Raw genomic sequence first — 26,756 nt, 5'->3', positions numbered from 1 at the left:
CCAAAAATGAAATGTGCCTGATCGTCGTCGGCTGGCGGGTTCATCCGGATTTCCCGCTGGTCGTCGCGGCCAATCGAGACGAGTTCTACGCCCGACCGACGGCGCCACTGGGGCGCTGGCCCGATGCGCCGGAAGTCATTGGCGGGCTCGATCTCGAAGCTGGCGGCACATGGCTGGGAGTCAGCGAATCCGGACGCTTCGCCGCAGTCACCAATGTGCGCGAACCCGGCATGGCCAAAGGCGCGCAATCCCGCGGCGGGCTGACGCGGGGCTTCCTGACTGCCAGATCATCGGCAGCGGAATATGCCACAGAGATCGATGGCAACCAATATTCCGGCTTCAACCTGTTGCTGGGTGACGGCGATACGCTGGTTTATTGCTCGAATCGCGATGGCCAGCCACGCCCGCTGGCACCGGGCATTTACGGCTTATCGAATCACCTGCTCGACAGCCCGTGGCCAAAACTGCTGGCCGCCCGCCAGCGTTTTGCCGAAGCATTGTCCCGCCTGCCCGATGAATCGGCGTTTTTCGAGCTGCTGGCCGACCAAGCCATCGTCGCCGATGAGAACCTGCCGAGTACCGGTGTTCCCATCGAATGGGAACGCCTGTTGTCGGCCATTTTCGTGAAATCGGAAAGTTATGGCACGCGTGCCTCGACGCTGGTCTGGCAAGACGCTGGCGGCAACATCACGGTTCACGAAAACAGCTTCGGCCCGAACGGCCAGCCACTTCAGTCTTCGGTGATCTCGACTTCCGAATAGCAAGGAACAAGGTCGAACAATTCGACGATGTCGGCATTGCGCATGCGCACGCAGCCGTGCGAGCCGGGCACGCCCATTTCCGCCGAATCGGGGCTACCGTGGATGTAGATGTAGCGGCGCATGGTATCGACGCAGCCCAAGCGATTGCAGCCGGCTTCGCGGCCCGACAGCCAGAGGATGCGCGTCAGAATCCAGTCGCGACCGGGAAATTCCTCGCCCAGCGCGGGCGACCAGAGTTCGCCGGTCGGGCGACGGCGAACGAAAACCGTGTTTTCCGGCTGGCCGGCACCGATTTTGGCCCGAATGATGTGTCGACCGCGCGGCGTCTGGAAGCTGCCGGACACTTCGCCGACCCCGGCCTTGGCCGTCGAAACCGGATATTCGCGCAGGATCTCACCCTGATCGTCGAAGACGGTCATCGCCTGGCGTGCCACTGAAATATGCAGTTTCATGATAATTTCTTGCGCCGACCGGCGAAAAAAGCAGACAACATCGCACTGCACTCATCGGCCAGCACGCCGCCCTCGACCGTTGCATGATGATTCAGCCGCTCGACGCCGAACAGATCAACAACGCTGCCATGCACACCGGTCTTGGCGTCACGCGCACCGTAAATGACGCGGCTGATCCGCGCATGCATGATGGCCCCGGCACACATGGCGCACGGCTCCAACGTGACGAACAGCTCACAACCCGGCAGACGGTAATTGCCGAGCACCCTAGCCGCGTCGCGCAAGGCGGCGATTTCGGCATGGGCCGTCGGGTCGCTCTCGCCAATTGGCGAGTTGAACCCGCGACCGACAATGGCGCCATTGAGGACAACGACAGCGCCAACCGGCACCTCACCGAGGCACTCGGCAGCCTGCGCCAGCGACATCGCCTCACGCATGAAAAACTCGTCGCTGAGACCGGGTGCTGCCTCCTCGCTCATGCCAGCTCGCCGGCAAAAACAGGAAAAATCGGCAAGCAAAAAACGGGAACATTCATAAAACGGTGGCCAGAAAAATCGGGTTCGGAAGGGCGGCAAGTATAGCGCTAGCGGACTGGCTCACCCTAGTTGCCCTGCAGCAACAGGTGGATGTCGGCAGTGATGTCATCAACACTGCTCGTATCCTTGACATAGAGCCGCAGACGACCGGCCGGATCGAACACATAGGCGCCCGTCGAATGGTCGATGACATAGCCCAGTTCGCCTTCAACCGGTTTGCGCGCCGCGAAGACGCGGAATTCTTCGGTAGCCGCCTTGATTTGCGCTGCATCACCGCGCAGACCAAGAAATGTCGGGTTGAACCACGGCACGAAATCCTTCAGACGCTCAGCGCTGTCGCGCTCCGGATCGACCGTAACAAACAGGACCTGGACCCGCTCCGCATCGCTGCCAAGCGCCTTCATTACATCAGCCAGCCGGGCCAGCATGGTCGGGCAAATATCCGGGCAGGAGGTGTAGCCAAAAAACACCACCGTTGCCTTGCCCTGAAAATCCGTCAGTGATCGCTGCTGTCCTTGGTGGTCGACCAACGCCAACTGACGCCCGAAAGTGGCGCCGGTCAGATCGGTATTGCGGAACGTCACGGGCGGCCGCTTGCATGAGAGCAAGGCAGTAGCAGACAGGGTAAGAAATAGACGGCGATTCATCGTGACAATTTTTTCTGAACTTTTTCAGGAACATTGATTCTCAACCCAGAGGTCGGTTCTCACAAGGGGAGGGAACGGAATGGCGAGGTGTGCGCTTGAGGCTCTGTCTGCGGATGTCACAGACGTAAATTCTATTGTCCGGCTGCTGCGCAGCCTTTTCCCACCTTTAGCCCTGCTCTTGCCGGGTGCCGCCAGCGCCGATTACAAATTCAACTTCCCCGAGCCGGTCACGCCCATCGCCCGGGAAACGCTGCACATCCACAACGAGTTCATGCTGATCATCACCATCCTGTTTGTGGTGGTGTTCGCCATCATGATCTACTCGATGATCAGCCACCGGAAGAGCAGCGGTCACGCGCCGGCCAAATTCACCGGGCCGACGGGCACGCTGCAGTGGTTCTGGGCGTTGATTCCCTTCGCCATCCTGCTATTTATCGACTTCGTGCTGATGGGCATCCCGGCGGTGCAGGCCATCGTCAACATGGAAGACACCCAGACCAAGGCTGACATGGTGCTCAAGGTCACCGGCATGCAGTGGAAGTGGCAGTATGAATACCCCGAATCCGGTGTCAAATTCATCAGCACGCTGGCCACGCCGCGCGATCAGATCAGTAATGCCGAGGCCAAGGGCGAGCACTACCTGCTTGAGGTCGACAAACCAGTCGTGCTACCGGTCGGCAAGAAGGTGCGCATTCTGCTTACGTCGACCGACGTTATCCATACCTGGTGGGTGCCGCAATTCGGCGTCAAACGCGATGCCATTCCCGGCTTCCTGCGCGAAACCTGGGTGCTGATCGAAAAGCCCGGCATCTATCGCGGCCAGTGCGCCGAGTTATGCGGCAAGGATCACGGCTTCATGCCGGTAGTCGTCCATGCCGTGCCGGAACCCGAGTATCTCGCCTGGGTGGAAGCGCAGAAGGTCGAAGCCAAGGCGGCGGCTGGCGGAGCCGACCGGACCTGGAGCAAGGACGAACTGGTCGCCGAAGGCAAGGTGGTCTATGAAAAAGTCTGTGCTGCCTGCCACCAGCCTGACGGCAAGGGTTTGCCGCCGGCTTTCCCGGCGCTGGCCGGCAGCAAGGTGGTGAATGCACCGCTGCTCGACATGAACGGCAAGGTCATCAAGGACAGCCATGTCGACCGGGTGCTGCACGGCAAGGCCGGCACGGCGATGCAGGCCTTCAGCGCCAGCCTGTCCGATGTCGAGCTGGCGGCAGTCATCACCTACGAACGCAACAGTTTCGGCAACCAGATGGGCGACATGATCCAGCCAGCCCAGATCAAGTCCCTGCGCTAGGAGACGAGCGATGAGCACAGCCACCACCCACGCTGCCGAACACCCGGCCGAACACTACCCCGGCGGCCTGCTGCGCTGGCTGACGACGACGAATCACAAGGACATCGGCACGATGTACCTGACCTTTTCGCTGATCATGTTCTTCGTCGGCGGCCTGATGATCCTCGCAGTGCGGGCCGAACTATTCCAGCCCGGCCTGCAAATGATGAAGCCGGAGTTCTTCAACCAGCTGATCGGCATCCACGCCCTGGTCATGATCTTCGCGGCGCTGATGCCGGCCGCCACCGGCTTCGCCAACTGGATGCTACCGCTGATGATTGGCGCCCCCGACATGGCGCTGCCCCGTCTCAACAACTGGGGTTTCTGGCTGCTACCGCCGGCCGCCATCCTGCTTACGCTACCCTTTACGCTGGCCCTGTTCGGCATCGGTGACGGCGCGCTGGCCACCGGCTGGACCTTCTATGCGCCGCTCTCGGTGCAAGGCGGTATGGGGGTCGATTTCGCCATCCTTGCCGTACACATCCTCGGCATCTCGTCGATCATGGGCTCGATCAATATCATCGTCACCATCTTCAACATGCGCGCGCCCGGCATGACGATGATGAAGTTGCCGCTCTTCGCCTGGGGCTGGCTGATCACCGCGTTCCTGCTCATCGCCACCCTGCCGGTGCTGGCCGGGGCAGTCACCATGCTGCTCACCGACCGCCATTTCGGCACCCATTTCTTCGATGCGGCGGGCGGCGGCGACCCCATCCTCTTCCAGCACCTGTTCTGGTTCTTCGGCCATCCCGAGGTGTACATCCTGCTGCTGCCGGTCTGGGGCCTGATGCCACACGTGCTGTCCACCTTCTCGCGCAAGCCGACCTACGGCTACAAGGCGCAGGTCTACAGCTTCATCGCCATCGGCCTGCTCTCGGTCGTCGTCTGGGCACACCACTTCTTTACGGCCGGCATGCCGGTGCCGGCACTGGTCTATTTCATGTTCAGCACCATGGCCATTTCGCTTCCGCTGGCCGTGCTCTTCTTCTGCTGGATCGCCACCATGTGGAAAGGAGCGATGACTTTCGAGACGCCGATGCTGTTCGCCGTCGGTTTCATCGTGCTGTTCGGCATCGCCGGGCTGACCGGGCTGATCCTCGCCGACGTGGCGGCCGACGCCCAGTACCATCACAGCTATTTCGTCGTCGCCCATTTCCATTACGCGCTGTTTGCCGGCGGGATCATGGGCGTGATGACCGGGGTCTATTACTGGCTGCCGAAATGGACCGGCCACATGTACAGCGAAAAGCTCGGCAAGCTGCATTTCTGGCTGACCGTCGTCTCGTTCAATCTGACTTTCCTGCCGCAGTTCTTCCTCGGCCTGGCCGGCATGCCGCGGCGTATTCCCGACTATGCGCTGCAGTTTGCCGAATTCAATGCCATCTCGACCATTGGTGCCTTTGTCCTCGGCATCAGCCAGTTGCTCTTTGCCTGGAATATCTGGTGTTGCGTGCGCGGTGGTCCGAAGGTCGACAACCAAGTCTGGGAGGGCGCGGAAGGGCTGGAATGGGAGCTGCCCTCACCGCCACCCCACCATACCTGGGAAATCCAGCCGGTGATCAAATGAGCGAGGAGCCCATGACCCCGGCCTTCACCGATACCGACCTCGCCCGCCGCCGCGCCGCGTCGCGCCGCCTTGGCTGGTTACTCGGCACTGTCGTTCTGGTCATTTACCTCATCGGCTTGTTCATCAAGCGTTAGCGCCATGGAACAGGCCCAGCCCACCCCAGCTCGCCACAATCGCCTGATCGGCAAGCTGTTGCTGATGGTGGCCGGAGCCTTCGTCTTTGCCTTCGCGCTGGTGCCGCTCTACGACGTGCTCTGCGCGGCCACCGGCTTCAATGGCAAGACAGCCGGGCCGGGCGTCGCCTCAGGTGTAATTCGCGACGGTTTCGGCATCGGCGGCCTGCAAACCGCTGCTGCCCCCGCCTCGAAGGTCGATACCGGGCGCACCGTCCGCGTCGAGTTTACCGGCACCGTAATGCCAGGCCTGCCCTGGGACATGCGGCCGCTGACGATCAGCCTCGACATCCACCCAGGCGAGTTGCAGCAGGTCAGCTATCTGGTGCGCAATACGTCAAATCGAACAGTTGTCGGGCAGGCAGTACCGAGCGTGACGCCCGGCCAGGCCGCACAGCATTTCGAGAAAATCGAATGCTTCTGCTTTTCACAACAAACCTTGGGACCGGGCGAGGCGCGCGAAATGCCGCTGGCTTTTATCGTCAAACCCGAGGTCGACCGCAATATCAGCCACATCACCCTGTCCTACGCCTTTTTCAGCATCGACGGACAACGCCAGACACTGACCAGCAGCAGGGAGGCCCGATGAAAACCAGTCCAGCCCACGCCGCACACGCGGATCACTATTTCGTTCCCCAGCCCAGCCTGTACCCGGTGATCCTCTCCGGCGGCATGTTCCTGCTCGCTTTCGGCTTCATCCAGCTGATCAACAACTTCGGCGCTGGCAAATGGTTCATGTTCGGCGGTACTGCCGTCATCCTCTATGTTCTGTTCGGCTGGTTCGGCAAGGTCATCGGCGAATCGCAGAGTGGCGCCTACCGCGACTGGGAAGACCGATCATTCCGCTACGGCATGATCTGGTTCATCGCCACCGAAGTGATGTTCTTTGCCGCCTTCTTCGGCGCGCTATTCTACGTGCGGGTGATTTCGGTGCCGACCCTGGGCGGCATGGAAGGCGCCCACGGCTTCAGCCTGTGGCCGGAATTCGCCGGCACCTGGCCGACCAGCGGGCCGAAAGGCACCGCCTTCACGCCAATGGGCGCCTGGGGCATTCCGGCGCTAAATACCGCCCTGCTGCTCAGTTCCGGCGCCACCGTCACCTGGGCGCACTGGGGGCTGTTGCGCAACAACCGCAACCAACTGGCGCTCGGTCTGGCCGCCACTGTGCTGCTCGGCAGCACTTTCCTTGGCTTCCAGGCTTACGAATACCACCACGCCTATACCGAGCTCGGCCTGACCATGGGCGCAGGTGCCTACGGGGCTACCTTCTTCATGCTGACCGGTTTCCACGGTTTCCACGTCACGCTCGGCACCATCATGTTGGCCGTCATCCTGCTGCGCAGCCTGAGCGGCCATTTCAGCGCCGAGCGCCACTTCGCCTTTGAGGCGGTGGCCTGGTACTGGCACTTCGTCGATGTGGTCTGGCTGATCCTCTTCGTTTTCGTTTACTGGGTGTAGCCAGGAATGAAACCGAACCGGAATCCGGCCAGAAGCACAAGGAAGAGTGCGATGGACAGCCCGATGCGCAGGGTCAGCGCCCGCACCGTCCGTTCGCCGGCCCCCCGGTCGCGGTAGAGATAGAAGAGCCCGGAGAACAGGCTGCCGACTATGGCCAACAACAGCAAAACAACCAGCAGCTTGAGCATGGGCGACGCCTCCGCAGGAATTTCCGTGGCCCAGTATGCGCGCCGGCCGGGCGGCGCGGCAAGGGCCAGCCGCAGGCAGGCGGCGATCCTCGGCGGCCTGCTGCTCGCCTTCCTGTTGCCGGCCTTCATTTCGCTCGGCCTCTGGCAATGGCGCAAGGCCGAGACCAAAACCGCGCTGCAAATCGAACTCGACACCCGCAGCCACGATGCCGCCATCGCCATGCCAAGCACGCTGGCCGATGTTGATTCCCTGCGCCATCACCGGGTCATCCTCCACGGCACCTACGACGCCGCCCACCAGGTCCTGATCGACAACCGCCTGCATCAGGAACAGGCTGGCTATCACGTCATCACGCCCCTGCAGCTGACCGGATCGAACATGCATGTGCTGGTCAATCGCGGCTGGCTGGCCGCCCCGGCCGATCATCAGCAGCAGCCGGTGGCCGAAGTGCCGGCCGGTGAAATTGAATTGAGCGGCATTGCCGTACTGCCCACCCAGCGCTTCTTCAACCTGGCACCGCAACCGACCAGCGGCTGGGCGCCGGTCTGGCAGAACCTCGATATCGAACGCTTCCGCTCGGCCGTGCCCTATCCCCTGCAAGGCCTGGTCATTCAGCTCGACCCGACGGCACCGGGCGGCTATGTGCGCGACTGGCCGCGCCCGGACGAACGGGCCGACCGCCACCGCAGCTACGCCCTGCAATGGTTCGGTTTCGCCATCGCCAGCCTCGGCATCTGGGCCTATTTCCTGATCCGTCGGCCATGAACAGCCTCGCCATCCAGCCACTTCCCAACCAGCGCCAGGGCCGGCTGATGCTGGCCTTGATCGTCGGCCTGCTGGCCTTACCCTTCATCATCGGCGCCGGCCTTTACTTCAGTGGCTGGCATCCGTCCCGAATCGGGCATCACGGCCACCTGCTCAACCCGCCCCGGCCACTGCCGGAGCAAATGCTACGGTCAACCGGAAAAAATGCCGAAAAATGGAAACTGGTACTCCGTGTCAGCGGCCCGTGCGCCGCCGAATGCTCGAACCGTCTCGACGAAATGCGCCGAATCCACGTCGCCCTCTACAAAAACATGGGCCGCCTGAGCCGCGCCGTTCTGACTGACCAGCCGGACGATCCAGCCCTGCTCGCCCTGCACGCCAGCCAACCCGACCTGATGGTGCTGACCGCACCGCCCGGCGCACTGGCTGAAATCACCGACCCCGTGCTGCTGGTCGATCCACAGGGCCTCGTGATCATGACCTACCCCTCCGACGCCAGCCCCCAAGGGATGCGCGCCGACCTCGACCGCCTGCTCAAATACGCCTGGACCGGCTAGGAGAATCTCCATGCACACCGCGACAGCCCCCACCCTGAGCCTCGGCCAACGCCTGGCCGCCTTCAGCCACCTGTGCAAGCCACGGGTCAACAGCCTGATCGTATTCACAGCAATGATCGGCATGTGCCTGGCGACGCCGGATTTCCCGCCGCTGTTGCGCTTCACCGTCGCCTCGCTCGGCATCGCGCTGGTCTCCTTCGCCGCCGCCGCGCTGAACTGCCTGGTCGAGCGTACCGTCGACGCCAAGATGGCCCGCACCAGCTGGCGCGCCACAGCCCGCGGCGACATCTCGCCACTCGAAACGATCACGCTGGCCACCGCCCTCGGCGCCACCGGCCTGTGGCTGCTCCACACCTACATCAACGACCTGACCATGTGGCTGACGCTGGCCACCTTCGTCGGCTACACCGTCATCTACACACTGATCCTCAAACCGGCGACGCCGATGAATATCGTCATCGGCGGTGCTTCCGGCGCCATGCCGCCGCTGCTCGGATGGACGGCGATGACGGGCCATGTTTCGGCCGAACCGCTGGTCCTCTTCCTCATCATCTTCCTGTGGACCCCGCCGCACTTCTGGGCGCTGGCCTGCTACCGCCGCGACGACTACGCCCGCTCGGGCCTGCCCATGCTGCCGGTCACCCACGGCATCGCCTTCACCTGCCAGCACATCCTCTGGTACACCGTGATGCTCGCCGCGGCCAGCCTGATTCCGGTCTCGCTCGGCATGAGCGGCACGTTCTACCTGATTGCCATCAGCCTGCTCGACCTCGTCTTCCTCGGCTACGCCATCGCCCTCTGCCGCAACTACAGCGACGCCCTGGCCCGGCGCGCATTCCGCTATTCCATCCTCTACCTGACCCTGCTCTTCGCCGCCCTGTTCATCGACCGCCTGTTCTGATCCGCCGATGCGCCTCTACCGTCGCCTGCTGCTCATCGCCACCCTGCTCGCTTTCGCCGTCATCGCCCTCGGCGCCTACGTCCGCCTGTCCGACGCCGGCCTCGGCTGCCCCGACTGGCCGGGCTGCTACGGCCACTGGCTAGGCGTCCCCGAAGCACACCACGAACAGCTGGCGGCCGCGCAAACTTACCCGGACCGCCCACTCGACACCGGCAAGGCCTGGAAGGAAATGCTCCACCGCTATCTCGCCGGCTCCTTGGGACTACTCATCCTGGCGCTATGCATCCTCGCCTGGCGAAAGGAATACCGCAGTCTCCAGTCGCCAGCCCTGCCGACTGCACTGCTCGGCATTGTCGGCCTGCAGGCGGCACTCGGCATGTGGACCGTCACGCTATTGCTCAAACCGGTCATCGTCACCTTGCACCTCATTGGGGGCATGACCACGCTCTCCATCCTTGTCGGCATGGCCGTGGCCAGATTTGACGCAAGGCTGGATGACAGCATAAATCCCCGCATGCGCCTGTTGGGAGCCGCAGCCTTGCTGGTGATCATCATCCAGATTGCCCTCGGCGGCTGGGTCAGCAGTAACTACGCTGCCCTCGCCTGCGCGGATTTCCCGACCTGCCAAGGCCAATGGCTACCGCCGATGGATATAACCCACGCCTTCAGCCTGTATCGGGACCTGGGGCTGACCGCCGATGGCGCCTTGTTGCCCCTTGAAGCCCTGACCGCGATCCACTGGTCTCACCGCCTTGGTGCCGTTGCCGTCTCGCTGCTGGCCGGCAGTTTTGCCATCGCCTTGTTGCGGACTGGCGAACGCGTCTGGCAGACGTGGGGCGGCGTCCTGCTTGCCCTGCTCCTGGCACAGGTCGGACTGGGCATAGCCAACGTCCTGCTAGCGTTGCCGCTTGGTCTCGCCGTTGCCCATAACATCGGAGCGGCCTGCCTGCTAAGCGCTACGCTTTCGATCAACATCCTGATGTACCGCTGCGACCAACGCGGCAACTGCAACTACGCAGACAATGCCGTCACCCGCAAAGGAATGAGCCAGAGCGACCGGAACCCGGCACTGGGAAATTCCTACCATTAGCGGGTGCCCACGAAATCCGCCGCGTCGGCCTCGACGCTCCGGTGCTGAGTGGGTGCCAGCGCTTCTCAGGGTAATAACTTCCACCGCGCAATTGGCACATATTGCGTTAGATCGAGCAGGCTACGCACGAGAACAAACTCGCGCACAGTCCAAGCGACTGGCTTTATAAGCTGTTCAGCGATAGAGCGATCGCCATACAGCAGCGTGAGGTGCGGTGTGAAATGCGACTTACGGAGTTTGAACCCGGCTTTCTCCATCGCAGCACCAAGAGCCTGTTGAAACTCAGTCAATGCAGAAACACCATCACTTCCGCGCAAGACAAACGGATGGTGGCCCGGTCTGCCGACAAAACTCATCGCGCGATCGAACACGATCTCAAACGGCGGTCTCACTGCAGCGGCACGAGCAGCTTCGCCCGCCATTGCTAGCAAGCCCCGTGGCAGCCCCACGAAATCGCCAATATGGTGCAACGAAACATGAAAACGCTCAAAAGCATGAATTTTAGCTTTCAAACCATGCTCTCGGCGTAGATGCAGTGCAAGCTGCTCGATACACCTGGCGACATCCGCATCCGGAAAAATCGCGAAAAAGAACCGATCCGTCGGAATCGGTGCAGCTTCGAAGCCCGGCAACAAATACTGCTCATGCATGCAATTCACATACTCATGTTTACCTGATCATGGCCGACACCCGAACAAATCATCGAACCGGGTTTTCTACTCCCGACAACATGCCAACCCATCCCAATACTCTCCGTCGGTACCGTCACACTAAAAAACAGCCGAAACGCCTGCAAACAGACGATCCAACGCTTTCCGATACCGTCACACCCGCTTTTATCTGACGGTATCGCCAAACAACCCGCAGCCACCCAGCCGCCGATACCGTCCCCAGTACCGTCAATCTACCCCACATACAGACAAAAGTCCCCAATAGCCAATAAAGCAAAAGCCCCGCACTGGGCGGGGCTTCACGAGACATTCTGAGTGGTAGCGAATAGTCAAAAACGATAACCGAATCATTCCCACTCGATCGTTGCCGGCGGCTTGCCAGACACGTCATAAACCACGCGGTTCAGGCCACGAACTTCGTTAATAATCCGGTTGGAAACGCGGCCAAGCAACTCATACGGCAAATGTGCCCAATGCGCCGTCATGAAGTCGCTGGTCACGACAGCGCGCAAGGCAACGACGTTTTCGTAGGTACGGCCATCGCCCATGACGCCAACGCTCTTGACCGGCAGGAAGACGGCGAAGGCTTGGCTGGTCAGGTCGTACCAGCTCTTGCCGATGTCGGCTGCAGTACAGGCACCGGCAGCCACATCGCGCTCGGTAGCGTGTGTGGCACGTAGTTCATCGATGAAAATAGCATCGGCACGTTGGAGCAGATGAGCGGCCTTCAGCGTGACTTCACCAAGAATGCGGACACCCAAGCCCGGCCCAGGGAACGGATGGCGATAGACCATCTCGCGCGGCAAACCGAGCGCGACGCCGAGTTCGCGGACCTCGTCCTTGAACAGCTCACGCAGTGGTTCGAGGAGCTTGAGGTGCATGTCTTCCGGCAGACCGCCGACATTATGGTGACTCTTGATGGTATGGGCGCCCTTCTTGCCCTTGCCAGCCGATTCGATCACATCCGGGTAAATGGTCCCTTGGGCCAGCCACTTGGCCGCGGGCAGTTTTTTGGATTCAGCCTGAAAGACCTCGACGAATTCCTTGCCAATGATCTTGCGCTTCTGTTCCGGGTCGGAGACACCGGCCAGCTTGCCCATGAAGTCGTCGACGGCATCGACGCGGATGACCTTGACGCCGAGGTTCCGGGCGAACATGCCCATGACCATGTCGCCTTCGTTCAGACGCAGCAGGCCGTGATCGACGAAGACGCAGGTCAGTTGGTCGCCGATGGCCTTGTGGATCAGCGCCGCGGCAACGCTGGAATCGACGCCGCCGGACAGGCCGAGGATGACTTCTTCATCACCAACCTGGCGCTGAATGGCATCGACGGCTTCGGCGATGTAGTCGCCCATGACCCAGTCAGTACCACAGCCGCAAATCCCATGCACGAAGCGTTCGAGAATGGCGCGGCCCTGCTGGGTATGCGTCACTTCCGGATGGAACTGGACGGCGTAGAACTTGCGGCTCTCGTCGGCCATCGCGGCTATCGGGCACGAGGCAGTCGACGCCATCTTGACGAAGCCGGGCGGCAGCTCCATCACCGAATCACCATGGCTCATCCAAACCTTGAGCATGCCGTGACCTTCGGGGCTGTAGAAGTCGGCGATATCGTTGAGCAGGGCCGTGTGGCCGTGGGCGCGGACTTCCGAGTAGCCGAATTCACGGGACTTACCTGCCGCTTCGGCGGTCATCACCTGGCCGCCCAGTTGCTGGGCCATGGTCTGCATACCGTAGCAAATACCCAGCACCGGAACGCCGAGCTGGAAAACAATTTCCGGAGCACGCGGAGTGTCACCGTCGGTCACCGAACTCGGGCCACCAGACAGGATGATGCCCTGGGCACCGTAGCTACGAATGAATTCGTCCGAAACGTCGTAAGGATGGATTTCGCAGAACACCTTGGCTTCGCGCACGCGGCGGGCGATCAGCTGAGTAACCTGAGAACCGAAATCGAGGATGAGGATTTTCTGGTGAGCCATTTTCAAAACCTTGAATAAAAAGGGCGGCTCCCGGAGCCGCCCTCAGTAACACGGAAAAGATCAGTCGAGGTGGTAGTTCGGCGCTTCCTTGGTGATCTGCACGTCGTGTACGTGAGATTCACGGATGCCGGCCGACGTAATTTCGACGAAACAGGCGTTGTCATGCATGTGGGCGATGGTCGGGCTACCGAGATACCCCATCGACGAACGCAGGCCACCCATCAACTGGTGGATCACGGCGAGCACGGATCCCTTGTAGGGAACGCGACCTTCGATACCTTCCGGCACGAACTTGTCGACATTGGATGTCGTTTCCTGGAAGTAGCGATCCGAGGAGCCAGCTTGCATGGCACCCAGCGAACCCATGCCACGGTAAGACTTGTAGGAACGTCCCTGGAACAGTTCAACCTCGCCCGGCGCTTCCTCGGTACCGGCGAACAGACCACCGAGCATGACCGTATCGGCACCGGCGGCGATTGCCTTGGCGATGTCGCCAGAGTAACGGATACCACCGTCGGCAATCATCGGTACGCCAGTCCCCTTGAGTGAATCGGAGACGTTCTGGATGGCGGTGATTTGTGGTACGCCGACACCGGCAACGATTCGCGTCGTGCAAATCGAACCAGGGCCAATGCCTACCTTGACGCCATCGGCACCCATATCGACGAGTGCCCGCGCGGCATCTGCCGTAGCGATATTGCCGCCGATAACTTCGATCTGCGGATAGTTTTTCTTGACCCACCGGACGCGGTCAAGCACGCCTTGCGAGTGACCGTGGGCGGTATCGACCACGATCACGTCAACACCGGCTTCGGCCAGCAGTTCGACGCGCTCTTCGGTACCAGCACCAACGCCGACCGCCGCACCGGCGCGCAGGCGTCCGGAAGAATCCTTGTTGGCCAGCGGATGTTCGGTCGACTTCAGGATGTCCTTGACGGTGATCAAGCCACGCATATGCCACTCATCGTCGATAACCAGCACGCGCTCCAGACGATGCTTGCGGATCAGTTCCTTGGCATCCTCGACGCTGGCGCCTTCACGGACGGTAACCAGACGCTTGCGCGGCGTCATGATGGCCTTGACCGGCTGATCGAGATTGGTCTCGAAGCGCAGGTCGCGATTGGTGACGATGCCAACAACCTTGCCTGCACGATCAATCACCGGCAGACCGGAAATCTTGTACTGGCGGGTGATTTCGATCACATCACGCACGGTCATGGTCGGCGAAACGGTGATCGGATCCTTGAGGATGCCGGATTCAAAACGTTTCACCTTGGCCACTTCGGCCGCCTGGGCTTTAGGAGACAGGTTCTTGTGAACGATGCCAATCCCACCCTCTTGGGCCATCGCAATTGCGAGGCGGCCTTCCGTCACGGTATCCATGGCGGCAGAGAGCAAGGGCAGGTTCAGGGTAATGTTGCGGGTCAGCCGGGTAGCCAGGCTAACATCGCGGGGAAGAATCTGGGAATGTGCGGGGACGAGCAGTACGTCGTCGAAAGTCAGGGCTTTTTGCAGCAGTCGCATGGCCTTTAGCCTTTAATCCAAGGTCACAAAATCGTATTATACAGAAAAGCCAAGGAAACCCAGATGACCTCGAAATCCAGTTTCATTTTTGCCCTTTTTTTCCCGTTGACCGTAGCAACCATCTCCGCCCAGGCGGAAACCTACCAGTGGAAGGACAGCAATGGCCAAACAGTTGTTTCAGACGTCCCTCCTCCGTCAACGGCCAAGGGACGGCGATCCATCGGCGGCGTGAAGCCTGCCGTTGTTTCGGAGGCCATCCCGGAAAAAACGACTGATGCCCCCAAAGTTGCCGATGCGCCGAAGACCATCGCGGAAAAGGATCTTGATTTCAAGAAACGGCAGCAGGAATCCAGAGAGAAGGCCGACAAGCAAGCCAAGGAACAGGCTGCCGAAAAGGAAAAAAGTGAAAACTGCGACCGCGCCCGGCGCAACCTAGCTGCACTGGAAGCAAATCAGCCCATGACCACTTACGACGACAAGGGCGAACGCAAGCTGATGGATAGCACCCTGCGCGAACAGGAAATCGAACGGGCTCGCAAATTCATGGCTGACTCCTGCAAATAAGCAGAAGGTTCAGCCTCAGCCCTCGGCGTCGGAATCCCCGGCGCCTTTTTTCATGACCTTGCCTTCGGCCGCCCGCTGTTTGCGAACCTCTTTCGGATCGGCGATCAGCGGCCGGTAAATTTCGATGCGATCCAGGTTGCGCAGCACTGAGTCGAGCTTCGAAAGCTTGTTCCAGATACCGAACTTGTTCTTTTTAAGGTCGATTTCCGGATACTTCTCAAGCAGTCCTGAGGTCTCGAGCGCCTGTTGCAGTGTCGCCCCTTCATTCAATTTGACGCGAACAAGCTCCTGCTTGTTTGACTGTGCATAGCAAACCTCGACACTCAACATTTCAGCCATGGCTGACTCCATAAACCTGCGCGGCACGGCGCACGAAGGCATCGACAAACGTGTTGGCAATATGGCTGAACACCGGGCCGATCACCTTCTCGAATAATTTGCTGGAAAACTCGTAGTGCAACTGGAATTCAATCTTGCAGGCGTTTTCAGCCAGCGCCTTGAAATACCATGAACCTTCGAGGCGACGGAATGGCCCGTCGACCAGGCGAATTTTCATCAGCCGGGGAAACTCCTTGTCGTTTTCCGTCGTAAAACAGGATTTCACTGAGTGGTAGTTAATGTGCAACGTCGCTGCAGTTTTCGCCGCATCGCGAAACTTGAGCTCGGTATGGCTGCACCAAGGCAGGAATGCGGGGTAATCCTCACAACGATCCACCAGTTCGAACATGCGTTCGGCAGATTGCTCAATCAAGACGGTCTTTTCAACGAGGGCCATGCAGCGGCAGTATTCCTGTTTCCTGTAGAATCGCGATTTTAAAGGAACAGCCGGTAGCATGAGCATTACGGTCAATAAAAAAGCCTTTCACGACTACTTTGTCGAAGAAAAGTACGAAGCAGGCATTGCCCTCGAAGGTTGGGAGGTCAAGGCCATTCGTGCCGGCCGAATGAATATCAAGGAATCCTACGTCATCATCAAGAGTGGCGAAATTTACTTGATCGGGATGCATATCAGCCCGCTGGCGACCGCGTCCACGCACAACCAGCATGACCCGATACGCACCCGAAAGCTGCTCCTGCACGCCAACGAAATCGGCAAGCTGATCGGCAAGGTAGAGCGCGCCGGTTACACGCTGGTGCCCATCGACCTGCACTTCGTGCGCGGCAGGATCAAGCTTGAAATCGGCCTGGCCAAAGGCAAGAAACAGCACGACAAACGCGCCGATGCGCTGGACAAGGACTCGAAGCGGGAAGCCCAGCGCGCCATGAAGGAACGCCTTCACTGAAGCCATCCGGCTTTCGCAGTATCATTTTTGATCGTCGTATCGCCATACTCACAAATGACTATGTCGTTTAGTAACCCTGATTGTGGCTCTTTGGCATATCCTTGTGATAACCATGAAAACGATACGAATTGTTCTCGCGGACGACCAGTTACTGATACGCGCCGGCATCCGTGCCATTGTCGAAACGCTTCCCGGATATTCGATCGAAGCTGAGTGCGCTGACGGCCACGAAACGATCGCCGCCATTCGCAAGCTGCAACCCGACGTCGTCCTGCTCGACATTGCCATGCCCGGGCCATCAGGCATCGAGGTGGCACGTACCATTCGCCAGTTCGACCGGAAAACCAGAATCCTCGTGCTGTCCAGCATTGACCGCCAGGAAATCGTCGAACAGGCGCTTAACGCAGGCGTCAATGGCTATTTACTGAAGGACTTCGTTCTTGCCGAGCTACTGCAAGCGCTGACCACTGTACTCGACGGGGGACGCTTCCTGTCACCAAAACTCAGTGCGATGAGCTTGCGCTCGGAAGCCGAACGCGACTCTGGCCAGATATCTCGATTGACCACACGGCAAACCGAGATTCTCCGCCACGTGGCCTCCGGCAGAACCACCAAGGAAATTGCCCGCGAACTGGGCATCAGCCCAAAGACTGTCGAATTTCACCGCAGTCGTCTGATGGAAAAAATCGGCGTCCACGATGTAACCGGCCTGACCCGATTTGCGCTTCATACGGGCATCGTCAGTTGCCCCTGAACGGATAGCGACTCAAGTTTCCCTGTCGCCGAGGAAGTCCGCCAGTTCGGCTTCCATACACTGTATGCACATAACCAAGGGGACCGACATTGATGACCAGTCGGGTACGGAACGGCCAATCGGTGCTTCGAGAAGATGTTCGCGAACAAGTTGTTCGATGTCGCGAGCCTGATCCAGGCATCGGTTTCCGGAGAACAGGACGCAACTACTGCGAATGTCATGCAGTACGTCTCTCAGCGCCGGCAGATCGCCCAGTACTGCTGCTTTTTCCAGACGCCGACATAGCGTCGGGGCATTTTCAAGGAAAATGTGAATCAGTCGTTCTGCAGCAGCCCGGTTTCGCCCCAGATTAACCAGCAAATATTCCAGATTACAGAAGTCGCCACCCTTACGATTACTGCCGCTCTCAGACATTACCGAATACCTTGGCTTATTTGTATTATTCGGTCATAGCTTATGCCAGCGGGAAAAGACAGGGAACCCGGTGTTACCCTAGGGAAGACGCCCCTGAAACAGAAAAGCCCGAGAAGCAGAAGCTTTCGGGCTTGACGGTAGTTGGCGGAGTGGACGGGACTCGAACCCGCGACCCCCGGCGTGACAGGCCGGTATTCTAACCAACTGAACTACCACTCCGCATCATGGCGCCCGGTTTTGGCGGGCTGCAACGAGCGGCGAATAATAGCACGGGGCTATGGTTCCGGGTGCCCGGCTACGACTACAATTTGACGTTTTCAGCTGTGCAACGGAAACGATGACCGATACCGGTACGCTCAACTTTAGATGGTCGCAGGCCATGGTTGCCGGCTTTGTCGCGTCTGGCGCCAGCGATGCCGTCATTTCCCCCGGCTCGCGATCGACGCCGTTGGCGCTGGCCATGTTGCGCCAGCCCCGGCTGCGCTGCCATGTTGCGGTCGACGAGCGAAGCGCGGCTTTTTTCGCGCTCGGCATTGCCAAGGCCAGCCGGCGGCCTGCCTTGGTACTGGCCACCTCCGGCACCGCCCCGGCCAACTGGCTACCGGCCGTGATCGAGGCCAACCAGTCCGGCGTACCGCTACTCCTGATCTCGGCTGATCGGCCAACGGAGCTGCAGGGCTGTGGCGCCAATCAGACCGTCGACCAGATCGGGCTTTTCGGCCCCCATGTCCGCGCCAGCCACGCGCTTGGCACTCCTCATGACGGATTTGATCCGGCTTACCTGCACCGCCTCGCCGCCCGCGCCTACGAGCAGGCGACCTGGCCCCACCCTGGCGCGGTTCATATCAACCAGCCGTTCCGCGAGCCACTGCTTCCTTTGGCGGATACTGCCGAGGCGGAAATACCGGAAGCCATCCGCGTTGCCCACCCGGCCCTGCAGCCAGTCCAGGAGGATATACGCGACTTCGCCAACCGCATCAGCGAACGCCCCGGCATCATTGTCTGCGGCGAAATGACGGGACTTCGTGAGGACGAAAAAGCCATTGCCGCCCTGGCCGAGCGGCTCAATGCCCCAATCCTCGCCGAACCGCTGTCCGGCCTGCGCTACGGGGATCATGATCGCTCGCATCTGTGCGTTCGTTACAACCACTGGCTGACGGATCAGACCTTTGTCGAAAAGCATCAGCCGGAATGGGTGTTGCGCTTTGGTACCTTTCCGGTCACCCGCAACCTGCAAAACTACGTGGGCGGAATCCGGCAGACCCATGCCGTGGTCGAACCATGGCCACGCTGGAGTGATCCCGCCCATCGGCTGACCCATCTGTTCCGCGGCGAGCCGGCCGATGTCTGTGCCGCATTGCAGGCAGAGTCACTGATTGCCACACCCGGTGGCTGGCGACAGGACTTTGCCGACCAGGAGGCCGCGGCAGCGAAGGGGGCTGATGCGGGCCACATTGCAGTCATGCTCGAAGAAATTCCGGATGCCACGCCGTTCTTCATCGGCAACTCGCTGGCCATCCGCCAACTGGACAGCCTGTCAGGCAGCGGCGAAAAAGCCATCCACTTTTACGGCAACCGCGGCGCCAGCGGTATCGATGGCAACATATCGACAGCCATGGGGATTGCCGTGGTTCATGACAACGTCGTTGCCCTGCTCGGCGACCTGACCACCCAGCACGATCTAGGTGGTCTGGCGCTGGCCCAAAGTCGAAATGCCGTGATTGTTGTGGTCAACAACGCCGGGGGCGGTATTTTCGATCATCTGCCCCAGCGCCAACTACCCGAATTCGAGCGCGGCTGGCGTACCCCGCAACAAATCAGCTTCGAACATGCGGCGCTGACCTTCGGTCTTGGCTTTGGCCGTGCCGAGTCGATTGATGCTTTCAGAAAGGCGCTGTGTGCGGCGCTCGCCGCCGGCGGCCCGCATCTGATCGAACTGCAGATGCCTTGAGGCCTTGCGGTAAAATCAGCCCCCATGAATTCATCGATCAATCCTAACGACCCAAGCAGCAATTCGCCCTTGGGCAAGGCCACGGAATACCAGAGCCACTACGCACCCGAGTTGCTCTACCCCATTCCGCGCCAACTCAAGCGCAGCGAACTCGGCATTGCCGATGGTGCCCAGCCCTTTGTTGGCGAGGATTTGTGGAATGCCTATGAACTGTCATGGCTCAACCCGAAGGGCAAACCGGTGGTTGCCGTCGGCACCTTCCGCGTGCCGGCCGACAGTCCTAACCTGATCGAATCCAAGTCCTTCAAGCTCTACCTTAATTCCTTCAACCAAAGCACTTTCGCCGACGTTGAAACCGTCTCGCAGACGCTAGCACGCGACCTCTCGGCCGCCGCCGGCAAGCCGCTTGGCGTCACGCTCGAACCGCTCGCCGACCGCCCGCAAGCCGTGATCGGCATCCCGGAAGGAATCTGTCTCGACGATCTGGATATTGCCTGCGACAGCTACCAACCGGCCCCCGAACTGCTGACTACGCAAGCCGGCGAAGCCGTTGAAGAAACGCTGTTCTCCCACCTGCTCAAATCGAACTGTCTGGTTACCGGTCAGCCGGACTGGGCCATGGTCGTCATCCGCTACCGCGGCCAGCCCATAGACCGGGCCGGGCTGCTGCGCTACATCGTTTCGTTCCGCAACCACAACGAATTCCACGAACAGTGCGTCGAACGGATATTCACCGACATCCAGAAGCATTGCGCGCCCGAGGCGCTGGCCGTCCACGCCCGCTACACGCGGCGCGGCGGCCTCGACATCAACCCCTTCCGCAGTACTGGGGATTGCTACGGTCGACCGGAAAATACCCGCGAAATCCGCCAGTAATTTCCGCCAGCCGACAAAAACAACAAACGACAAGCTCATGACTAAAGACGCCGCGCCCGACCTTTCCAAACACACGCCGATGATGCGCCAATATCTGGCGCTCAAGGCCAGCCACCCGAACACCTTGCTGTTCTACCGGATGGGCGACTTCTACGAGCTTTTTCATGAGGATGCGGAAAAGGCGGCGCGCCTGCTCGACATCACGCTGACCACGCGCGGCCAGTCGGCCGGCGTGCCGATCAAGATGTGCGGCATCCCCTTCCATTCGCTCGAGCCTTACCTCGCCCGCTTGGTCAAACTCGGCGAATCGGCGGTAATTTGCGAGCAGATCGGCGATCCGGCGACCAGCAAGGGGCCGGTCGAACGCGCCGTGGCGCGCATCGTGACGCCCGGCACGCTGACCGATGCGGCGCTGATCGATGACAAGCAGGACATCTGGCTGCTGGCAGTGACCACGCTGCGCAACACCGCCGGTCTGGCCCGGCTCAATCTGGCCAGCGGCGAGTTCGTGTTGCTCGAAGTTCCGGCCGACCAGATTCCGGCGGCGCTGGAGCGCATCCGCCCAGCCGAAATCCTCTACCCGGAAAGCTGGACGCCCAATTTCGGCCTCGACGTCGCCCGCACCCGGCAGCCGGACTGGTATTTCGAATTCGACTCGGCCCGCCGCCTGCTCTGCGACCAGTTTGAAGTCGCTTCGCTGGCCGGCTTCGGTGCGGAAGGACTTAAGCCAGCCATCGCCGCTGCCGGTGCCCTGCTCCAGTACGCCCAGGCGACACAGGCCGGGAAATTGACCCATCTGCGCGGGTTGACTGTGGAAATCGAAGGCGCCTACCTCGGCCTCGATCTCGCCACGCGGCGCAATCTGGAATTGACAGAGACCCTGCGCGGCCAACCCTCGCCGACGCTGTTCTCGCTGCTCGACAACTGCGTGACGAGCATGGGCTCGCGCCTGCTCCGTCACACGCTGCATCACCCGCTGCGCGAACGCGATCTTCCCGCCGCTCGCCACGGCGCCGTCGAATTCCTGCTTGAGGATTACGGCCGCATCGCCGGTGAAATCCGCCGCGGCCTGCGCGGCATAGCCGATATCGAACGTATCGCCGGCCGCATCGCGCTGCGCAACGCCCGGCCGCGCGATCTGGCCAGCCTGCGCGAATCGCTGGCCCGCCTCGATGGCCTGCGTGCGCCGCTGGCCGGCGCTGTCTCGCCGCTGGTTGGGCAGCTGTTCGGCGATCTCGACACACCGTTCGCCACGCTTGATCTGCTGATCCGTTCCATCGGCAGCGAACCGGCCGCCCAGATCCGCGACGGCGGCGTCATTGCGCCGGGCTACGACGCCGACCTCGACGAATACCGCTCGCTCAACGACAACTGCGGCGCCTACCTGGTCGATATGGAAGCCCGCGAACGCGAGCGGACCGGCATCAGCAGCCTCAAGGTCGAATACAACAAGGTGCATGGCTTCTACATCGAAGTCACCCACGCCAACACCGAGAAGATCCCGGAAGACTACCGCCGCCGGCAAACGCTGAAGAACGCCGAACGCTACATCACGCCGGAACTCAAGGCTTTCGAGGACAAGGCCCTGTCAGCGCAGGAACGCGCGCTGGCCCGCGAAAAGCTGCTTTACGAAGCCATTCTCGACGAGTTGCAGCCAGTCATACCGACCCTGCAAATCATCGCCCGCGCCGTCGCCCACCTCGATCTGCTGGCCGGCTTCGCTGAAACCGCGCTCAAGCGCAACTGGTGCAAGCCCGAATTTGCCGAAGAAATCGGGTTGACCGTGGAAGGCGGCCGCCATCCGGTGGTCGAGGGCGAACTGGCCAACAATGCCGAAACCTTCATCGCCAACGACTGCCTGCTCGCCGAAAGCCGCCGCCTGCTGCTCATCACCGGCCCGAACATGGGCGGTAAATCGACTTACATGCGGCAGGTCGCGCTGATCGCCCTGCTCGCCCACATCGGCTGTTACACGCCGGCCGACCGCTGCGTGCTCGGCCCGCTCGACCGCATCTTCACCCGCATCGGCGCCTCCGACGATCTTGCCTCCGGCCGGTCGACCTTCATGGTCGAAATGACTGAAGCCGCCGCCATCCTGCACCATGCCACGGCCAACAGCCTTGTGCTGATGGACGAAATCGGCCGCGGCACCTCGACCTTCGACGGCATGGCGCTGGCCTTCGCCATCCTGCGTCACCTGATCGACAAGAACCGCTGCCTGACACTGTTCGCCACCCACTACTTCGAGATGACCCGGCTGTCGCACGAATATACCGAACTGGCCAACGTCCATCTTGGCGCCGTCGAGCACAACGACCGCATCGTCTTCATGCACGCAGTTGAAGAAGGCCCGGCCAACCAGAGCTACGGGATTCAGGTCGCCGCGCTGGCCGGCATCCCGACCGCAGTCGTTCGCGCCGCCCGCAAGCAGCTCCGCGAATTCGAGCAACGCGCCACGGTCGATCCGCTGCAACCTGACCTTTTTGCCCAGGATTTTTCGCCAGAAGCGCCCGAGCCAGCCGAACCGGAGCCGCACCCGGCCCTCGACCACTTGGCCGCCATCGACCCGGACAGTCTGACGCCCCGTGAAGCCCTCGATGCGCTCTATGCCCTGAAGGGTTTGCTCCGTTGATCTGCAAAGCGGCAAGTTCCACGGTCAACCGGAAATTTTGGCCAAAATTGAAATGGGCTCTGCTGTTGATCGGCGCGATAGCGCAGGCCCACGCCGATGTCTGGCGCTTTGCCGTCATCGGCGACACACCCTATTCCGACTACGAGCGGGCCGAACTGCCGAAAATGCTTGAGGCCATCGCCGACAGTCAGGTCGAGTTCGTCGCCCATATCGGCGACATCAAGTCCGGCAAGGATCGCTGCGACGACAACCTTTTCGCTGATCGCCATGGCGTCTTCAATGCCTCACGCGTGCCCTTTGTTTTTGTACCTGGCGACAACGAGTGGTCCGACTGTGATCGCGTCTCGAATGGCAGCTATGCCCCTGTGGAGCGCCTGAACAAGTTGCGCCGCCTGTTCTGGCGCGATGGCTTTTCACTCGGCCAGAAGAAGCTGAGGCTTGAACGCCAGCCTAGCAACTATCCGGAGCATGCCCGCTTTCGGCTTGGCCCGGTTCTATTCGTTACGCTCAATCTGCCAGGCGGCAACAACAATTGGGGGATGACCGGCCAACCGAGCCTGGAATTCATGGACCGCAATCCGGTCGTCATCGACTGGCTCAAGGAAAACTTCGCCCTCGCCCGACGCGACAAGGTGGCCGGCATCGTCCTGCTCTTCCAGGCCGACCCGGGCTTCACGCATTTCAATCAGGGCTTTGCCCATCAGGGCTACCGCGACTTTCTGGAACAGTTACGCCACGAGGCATCGCAATTCACTGGTCAGGTCATCGCCGTCCATGGCGACTCACATATAAGCCGGATAGATCATCCACTCCGGGACAAGCAAGGCCGGCCAATGAGCAATTTTGTCCGCGTGGAAACCTTCGGCTATCCCATTATGGGCTGGACACGCGGCGTCATCGACACCGAATCGCCAGCACTATTCCGTTTCGAAACCCATCCCTGGCCGCCCAAACAGCCATAAAAAATGCCCGCCGAAGCGGGCATTCCTTGGTGCGAGACAAGCCGCCGATTAGTGGCAGCCTTCCTCGTCGTCATCGCCGCCATGCACGTGGCCGTGTTCGATCTCTTCTGCACTGGCCGGGCGAATCGCCGTCACGGTGCAGGTGAAGATCAGGGCCATTCCTGCCAGCGGGTGATTGCCATCGAGAACGACCTTGTCGTCGGCAATTTCGGTGACGCGATAGATCACGAAGTCATCCTCGCCGCCCTCTTCCGGGCCGCCTTCGAACTGCATGCCAACCTCGAGTTCCTTCGGAAAGTCCTTGCGCGGCTCGATCTGAACCATCTCGGCATCGTATTCACCGAAGGCTTCGTCCGGCTGCAGCTTGACCTTGACCGACTCGCCGATTTTCTTGCCCTGCAGGGATTCCTCAATCAGCGGAAAAATGTCGTCGTAACCACCATGCAGGTAGATCAGCGGCTCGCGGCCTTCATCGACCACTTCGCCATCGGGATCGGTAACGTGGTAATCGAGAGTAATGACGGAATTCTTGGCAACCTGCGTGTTCATGAATTTAGTTCCTTGACCAGGCGCAGCACTTCCAGTGCATGGCCCTTGTAATTGACGTTGTAAAGCGCGTGGCGAATGATACCGCGACGATCGATGATAAAGGTGGAGCGGCAAACGCCAAATTTCCGGTGGCCATCCACCTCCTTGGCCTGCCAGACACCGTATTGCTTGCAGACGGCGCCTTCCTCATCCGACAGCAGTTCGATGCCGATACCTTCCTTGTCGCGAAACTCGGCATGCCTCATGCAGTCGTCGCGACTGACGCCGAATAGCACGCAATCCTGACGGAGAAATTCGTCCTCGTGATCCGAAAAATCCGTAACTTCCTTGGTGCAACAGGGTGTTCCATCCTTCGGGTAGAAGAATATAACGATGTGTTTCTGCCCCTGAAACTTCGCCAGATCGATAGTCTCCATATCGGCATCCGGCAACGAGAATGATGGAGCCTTTTCGCCAACCTTGAGCAGCATGTTGTTCTCCTTGAGCGCTCTGCGTGGGGCAATGCTGAGAACGATTCTAACGGAGGCAAATGCTGATGACTACTGCGGTCGACGCCTTTATTTCGCTTATTTTCCCGGAACCTTTTCCGGAATCTGCACGAAGGTTTCATCCTGCCGGACCATGCCCAGCTCAAAGCGGGCGCGTTCCTCGATGGCATCGTAGCCCTGCTTAAGATCGCGGACCTCGGCGTCGAGGCCGGCGTTCCTGATTTCCAGCTTCTTGGTCACTTCCTTCTGCTGCTGCAATTGACGGTCGTATTCCCACACCTTCAGCCAGCCCCCCTTGCCCACCCACAGAGGGAACTGGAGCAGGCCGATGGCTGCGAGAAGGCCGACCGTCAGCCAGCGCATGCGTGATTAGCGCAGGTTGTAGAAAGTTTCGCGGCCCGGGTAGGAAGCGGTATCGCCCAGATCTTCCTCGATGCGGATGAGCTGGTTGTACTTGGCGATACGGTCGGAACGGGACAGCGAGCCGGTCTTGATCTGGCCGGCATTGAGGCCGACAGCGATATCGGCGATGGTGCTGTCTTCGGTCTCACCGGAGCGATGCGAGATCACTGCGGTGTAACCAGCGCGCTTGGCCATTTCGACAGCGGCGAAGGTTTCAGACAGCGTACCGATCTGGTTGATCTTGACCAGAATGGAGTTGCAAATACCCTTCTTGATGCCTTCCTTGAAGATCTTGGTGTTGGTGACAAAGATGTCGTCGCCAACGATCTGCACGGTTTTGCCGAGACGGTCGGTGAGCAGCTTCCAGCCATCCCAGTCGGCTTCGGACATGCCGTCTTCAATCGAAACGATCGGGAACTGGTCGGCCAGATTGGCCAGGTAATCGACAAACTGGGCCGAGGTCAGTTGCAGGCCTTCGCCAGCCAGATGGTACTTGCCATCCTTGTAGAACTCGGAAGCCGCGCAGTCGAGCGCCAGCAGGACGTCCTTGCCCGGCACGTAACCGGCAGCTTCGATAGCCTGCATGATGATTTGCAGCGCTTCGGCATGGCTACCCAGATTCGGGGCAAAACCGCCTTCGTCGCCGACGGCGGTCGAGTGGCCCTTCTTGTCGAGCAACTTCTTCAACGAATGGAAGATTTCAGCGCCGCAGCGCAAGGCTTCACGGAAGTTGGGCGCGCCGACCGGCATGATCATGAATTCCTGGATGTCCAGGCTGTTGTTGGCGTGTTCGCCACCGTTGATGATGTTCATCATCGGTACCGGCATCTGCATCGGGCCCATGCCGCCGAAATAGCGGTAGAGCGGCAGGCCGGACTCTTCAGCAGCCGCCTTGGCAACGGCCATCGAAACGGCCAGGATGGCATTGGCGCCAAGACGCGACTTGTTGTCGGTACCGTCGAGGTCGATCATGGTCTGATCGATGAAAGCCTGTTCCTGGGCATCAAGGCCGATGATGGCCTCGGAAATCTCGGTATTGACGTTCTCGACAGCCTGCAGCACGCCCTTGCCGAGGTAGCGACCCTTGTCGCCATCGCGCAGCTCGATGGCTTCGCGTGAACCAGTAGAGGCGCCAGACGGAACAGCGGCGCGACCCATGACGCCGGACTCGAGCAGAACATCAGCTTCGACCGTGGGGTTACCACGGGAATCGAGAATTTCACGGGCTACAACATCAACGATTGAACTCATATTTCTTCCTTATTATCAGAAGGT

Annotated in this window: 31 protein-coding genes and 1 tRNA gene; 17 read left to right on the top strand and 15 right to left on the bottom strand. The window is 60.4% G+C overall.

The window, feature by feature from the left end; genetic code table 11:
* The first annotated feature begins 11 nt into the window (after positions 1–11).
* Positions 12–761 carry an NRDE family protein gene (locus KI613_RS10100; RefSeq protein WP_226405432.1) on the top strand — a complete coding sequence of 250 codons (750 nt, stop codon included), beginning with the start codon at positions 12–14 and terminating at the stop codon, positions 759–761.
* Here the strand turns inward: KI613_RS10100 and KI613_RS10095 are convergent.
* The 3 genes from KI613_RS10095 to KI613_RS10085 form a co-directional block, all read right to left on the bottom strand.
* Positions 731–1,213, bottom strand: a complete 483-nt coding sequence (locus tag KI613_RS10095) for a L,D-transpeptidase (RefSeq protein ID WP_226405430.1) — start codon at positions 1,211–1,213, stop codon at positions 731–733. The genes KI613_RS10100 and KI613_RS10095 overlap by 31 nt on opposite strands.
* On the bottom strand, positions 1,210–1,692 hold the full coding sequence (tadA, locus tag KI613_RS10090) for a tRNA adenosine(34) deaminase TadA (protein ID WP_226405428.1): 483 nt from the start codon (positions 1,690–1,692) through the stop codon (positions 1,210–1,212). Before tadA ends, KI613_RS10095 begins: the two co-directional genes overlap by 4 nt.
* 122 nt (positions 1,693–1,814) lie before the next feature.
* On the bottom strand, positions 1,815–2,333 hold the full coding sequence (locus tag KI613_RS10085) for an SCO family protein (RefSeq protein WP_226405427.1): 519 nt from the start codon (positions 2,331–2,333) through the stop codon (positions 1,815–1,817).
* Positions 2,334–2,574: 241 nt separating this feature from the next.
* Here KI613_RS10085 and coxB point away from each other — a divergent pair, with 241 nt between their 5' ends.
* Genes coxB through KI613_RS10060 form a run of 5 tightly spaced genes read left to right on the top strand, consistent with a single transcriptional unit; the run spans position 2,575 to position 6,927 of the window.
* Positions 2,575–3,690, top strand: a complete 1,116-nt coding sequence (coxB, locus tag KI613_RS10080; protein WP_226405425.1) for a cytochrome c oxidase subunit II — start codon at positions 2,575–2,577, stop codon at positions 3,688–3,690.
* A gap of 10 nt (positions 3,691–3,700) precedes the next feature.
* Entirely contained in the window at positions 3,701–5,296 is a 1,596-nt protein-coding gene (ctaD, locus tag KI613_RS10075) for a cytochrome c oxidase subunit I (RefSeq protein ID WP_226405423.1), read from the top strand.
* A complete protein-coding gene (locus tag KI613_RS10070) occupies positions 5,293–5,430 on the top strand; it encodes a hypothetical protein (protein WP_226405421.1) in 138 nt (45 codons plus the stop codon). The genes ctaD and KI613_RS10070 overlap by 4 nt, the downstream gene beginning before the upstream one ends.
* 4 nt (positions 5,431–5,434) lie before the next feature.
* The gene (locus tag KI613_RS10065; protein ID WP_226405420.1) at positions 5,435–6,058 is read left to right on the top strand and encodes a cytochrome c oxidase assembly protein; all 624 of its coding nucleotides are present in this window, start codon (positions 5,435–5,437) and stop codon (positions 6,056–6,058) included.
* Entirely contained in the window at positions 6,055–6,927 is an 873-nt protein-coding gene (locus KI613_RS10060) for a cytochrome c oxidase subunit 3 (RefSeq protein WP_226405418.1), read from the top strand. Before KI613_RS10065 ends, KI613_RS10060 begins: the two co-directional genes overlap by 4 nt.
* Here the strand turns inward: KI613_RS10060 and KI613_RS10055 are convergent.
* Positions 6,915–7,115 (bottom strand): twin transmembrane helix small protein, encoded by a 201-nt coding sequence (locus KI613_RS10055; protein WP_226405416.1) that lies wholly within the window; start codon positions 7,113–7,115, stop codon positions 6,915–6,917. The genes KI613_RS10060 and KI613_RS10055 overlap by 13 nt on opposite strands.
* Here KI613_RS10055 and KI613_RS10050 point away from each other — a divergent pair.
* From KI613_RS10050 to KI613_RS10035, 4 genes are read left to right on the top strand one after another with little or no spacing between them, the layout of a single operon-like run.
* The gene (locus tag KI613_RS10050) at positions 7,114–7,881 is read left to right on the top strand and encodes an SURF1 family protein (RefSeq protein WP_226405414.1); all 768 of its coding nucleotides are present in this window, start codon (positions 7,114–7,116) and stop codon (positions 7,879–7,881) included. The genes KI613_RS10055 and KI613_RS10050 overlap by 2 nt on opposite strands.
* Complete coding sequence (locus tag KI613_RS10045; protein ID WP_226405413.1) at positions 7,878–8,438, top strand: hypothetical protein; 561 nt, start codon at positions 7,878–7,880, stop codon at positions 8,436–8,438. The genes KI613_RS10050 and KI613_RS10045 overlap by 4 nt, the downstream gene beginning before the upstream one ends.
* 10 nt (positions 8,439–8,448) lie before the next feature.
* A complete protein-coding gene (gene cyoE, locus KI613_RS10040) occupies positions 8,449–9,339 on the top strand; it encodes a heme o synthase (RefSeq protein WP_226405412.1) in 891 nt (296 codons plus the stop codon).
* Positions 9,340–9,346: 7 nt separating this feature from the next.
* Positions 9,347–10,429, top strand: coding sequence for a COX15/CtaA family protein (locus KI613_RS10035; protein ID WP_226405411.1), 1,083 nt, complete (start codon positions 9,347–9,349; stop codon positions 10,427–10,429).
* Positions 10,430–10,494: 65 nt separating this feature from the next.
* Here the strand turns inward: KI613_RS10035 and KI613_RS10030 are convergent, their stop codons facing one another.
* From KI613_RS10030 to guaB, 3 genes are all read right to left on the bottom strand, one after another.
* The gene (locus KI613_RS10030; RefSeq protein WP_226405410.1) at positions 10,495–11,079 is read right to left on the bottom strand and encodes a 2'-5' RNA ligase family protein; all 585 of its coding nucleotides are present in this window, start codon (positions 11,077–11,079) and stop codon (positions 10,495–10,497) included.
* 368 nt (positions 11,080–11,447) lie between these two features.
* Positions 11,448–13,082: a glutamine-hydrolyzing GMP synthase gene (gene guaA, locus KI613_RS10025; protein ID WP_226405409.1), complete on the bottom strand. Its 1,635-nt coding sequence runs from the start codon at positions 13,080–13,082 to the stop codon at positions 11,448–11,450.
* Positions 13,083–13,142: 60 nt separating this feature from the next.
* A complete protein-coding gene (gene guaB, locus KI613_RS10020; protein WP_226405408.1) occupies positions 13,143–14,606 on the bottom strand; it encodes an IMP dehydrogenase in 1,464 nt (487 codons plus the stop codon).
* Positions 14,607–14,669: 63 nt separating this feature from the next.
* Between guaB and KI613_RS10015 the strand changes: the two genes are divergently transcribed.
* Positions 14,670–15,170 carry a DUF4124 domain-containing protein gene (locus KI613_RS10015; RefSeq protein WP_226405407.1) on the top strand — a complete coding sequence of 167 codons (501 nt, stop codon included), beginning with the start codon at positions 14,670–14,672 and terminating at the stop codon, positions 15,168–15,170.
* A gap of 15 nt (positions 15,171–15,185) precedes the next feature.
* Here KI613_RS10015 and KI613_RS10010 read toward each other — a convergent pair whose 3' ends face one another.
* Both KI613_RS10010 and KI613_RS10005 read right to left on the bottom strand, forming a co-directional pair.
* Positions 15,186–15,509: an RnfH family protein gene (locus KI613_RS10010; protein ID WP_226405406.1), complete on the bottom strand. Its 324-nt coding sequence runs from the start codon at positions 15,507–15,509 to the stop codon at positions 15,186–15,188.
* Positions 15,502–15,945: a type II toxin-antitoxin system RatA family toxin gene (locus tag KI613_RS10005; RefSeq protein ID WP_226405738.1), complete on the bottom strand. Its 444-nt coding sequence runs from the start codon at positions 15,943–15,945 to the stop codon at positions 15,502–15,504. Before KI613_RS10005 ends, KI613_RS10010 begins: the two co-directional genes overlap by 8 nt.
* A gap of 58 nt (positions 15,946–16,003) precedes the next feature.
* Here KI613_RS10005 and smpB point away from each other — a divergent pair, with 58 nt between their 5' ends.
* Both smpB and KI613_RS09995 read left to right on the top strand, forming a co-directional pair.
* On the top strand, positions 16,004–16,453 hold the full coding sequence (smpB, locus tag KI613_RS10000; protein WP_226405405.1) for an SsrA-binding protein SmpB: 450 nt from the start codon (positions 16,004–16,006) through the stop codon (positions 16,451–16,453).
* Positions 16,454–16,565: 112 nt separating this feature from the next.
* Positions 16,566–17,207, top strand: a complete 642-nt coding sequence (locus tag KI613_RS09995; RefSeq protein WP_226405404.1) for a response regulator — start codon at positions 16,566–16,568, stop codon at positions 17,205–17,207.
* 12 nt (positions 17,208–17,219) lie between these two features.
* Here the strand turns inward: KI613_RS09995 and KI613_RS09990 are convergent, their stop codons facing one another.
* Both KI613_RS09990 and KI613_RS09985 read right to left on the bottom strand, forming a co-directional pair.
* Positions 17,220–17,621, bottom strand: coding sequence for an Hpt domain-containing protein (locus KI613_RS09990; protein WP_226405403.1), 402 nt, complete (start codon positions 17,619–17,621; stop codon positions 17,220–17,222).
* A 142-nt stretch (positions 17,622–17,763) separates the two neighbouring features.
* Positions 17,764–17,840, bottom strand: a tRNA-Asp gene (locus KI613_RS09985).
* A gap of 118 nt (positions 17,841–17,958) precedes the next feature.
* Here KI613_RS09985 and menD point away from each other — a divergent pair.
* The 4 genes from menD to KI613_RS09965 are packed head-to-tail and all read left to right on the top strand — an operon-like array spanning position 17,959 to position 24,042.
* On the top strand, positions 17,959–19,572 hold the full coding sequence (gene menD / locus KI613_RS09980) for a 2-succinyl-5-enolpyruvyl-6-hydroxy-3-cyclohexene-1-carboxylic-acid synthase (protein WP_226405401.1): 1,614 nt from the start codon (positions 17,959–17,961) through the stop codon (positions 19,570–19,572).
* A gap of 24 nt (positions 19,573–19,596) precedes the next feature.
* Complete coding sequence (gene queF / locus KI613_RS09975) at positions 19,597–20,448, top strand: NADPH-dependent 7-cyano-7-deazaguanine reductase QueF (protein ID WP_226405399.1); 852 nt, start codon at positions 19,597–19,599, stop codon at positions 20,446–20,448.
* Positions 20,449–20,485: 37 nt separating this feature from the next.
* Positions 20,486–23,080, top strand: coding sequence for a DNA mismatch repair protein MutS (mutS, locus tag KI613_RS09970; RefSeq protein ID WP_226405397.1), 2,595 nt, complete (start codon positions 20,486–20,488; stop codon positions 23,078–23,080).
* 47 nt (positions 23,081–23,127) lie between these two features.
* Positions 23,128–24,042 carry a metallophosphoesterase gene (locus tag KI613_RS09965; RefSeq protein WP_226405395.1) on the top strand — a complete coding sequence of 305 codons (915 nt, stop codon included), beginning with the start codon at positions 23,128–23,130 and terminating at the stop codon, positions 24,040–24,042.
* Between the two features lie 48 nt (positions 24,043–24,090).
* On the opposite strand, the gene KI613_RS09960 is transcribed toward KI613_RS09965, so the two are convergent.
* The 4 genes from KI613_RS09960 to eno all read right to left on the bottom strand — a co-directional run bounded on the left by KI613_RS09960 (position 24,091) and on the right by eno (position 26,732).
* Positions 24,091–24,591 (bottom strand): FKBP-type peptidyl-prolyl cis-trans isomerase, encoded by a 501-nt coding sequence (locus KI613_RS09960; RefSeq protein WP_226405393.1) that lies wholly within the window; start codon positions 24,589–24,591, stop codon positions 24,091–24,093.
* The gene (locus KI613_RS09955) at positions 24,588–25,061 is read right to left on the bottom strand and encodes a peroxiredoxin (protein ID WP_404826996.1); all 474 of its coding nucleotides are present in this window, start codon (positions 25,059–25,061) and stop codon (positions 24,588–24,590) included. Before KI613_RS09955 ends, KI613_RS09960 begins: the two co-directional genes overlap by 4 nt.
* Before the next feature lie 96 nt (positions 25,062–25,157).
* A complete protein-coding gene (gene ftsB / locus KI613_RS09950) occupies positions 25,158–25,442 on the bottom strand; it encodes a cell division protein FtsB (protein WP_226405391.1) in 285 nt (94 codons plus the stop codon).
* A 6-nt stretch (positions 25,443–25,448) separates the two neighbouring features.
* A complete protein-coding gene (gene eno, locus KI613_RS09945; protein ID WP_226405389.1) occupies positions 25,449–26,732 on the bottom strand; it encodes a phosphopyruvate hydratase in 1,284 nt (427 codons plus the stop codon).
* Between the last annotated feature and the right edge of the window lie 24 nt (positions 26,733–26,756).

Origin of the sequence: Ferribacterium limneticum, from assembly GCF_020510585.1 — a bacterium.
Taxonomy (GTDB): Bacteria; Pseudomonadota; Gammaproteobacteria; order Burkholderiales; family Rhodocyclaceae; genus Azonexus.
This window is presented reverse-complemented; position numbering and strand designations above follow the sequence as displayed.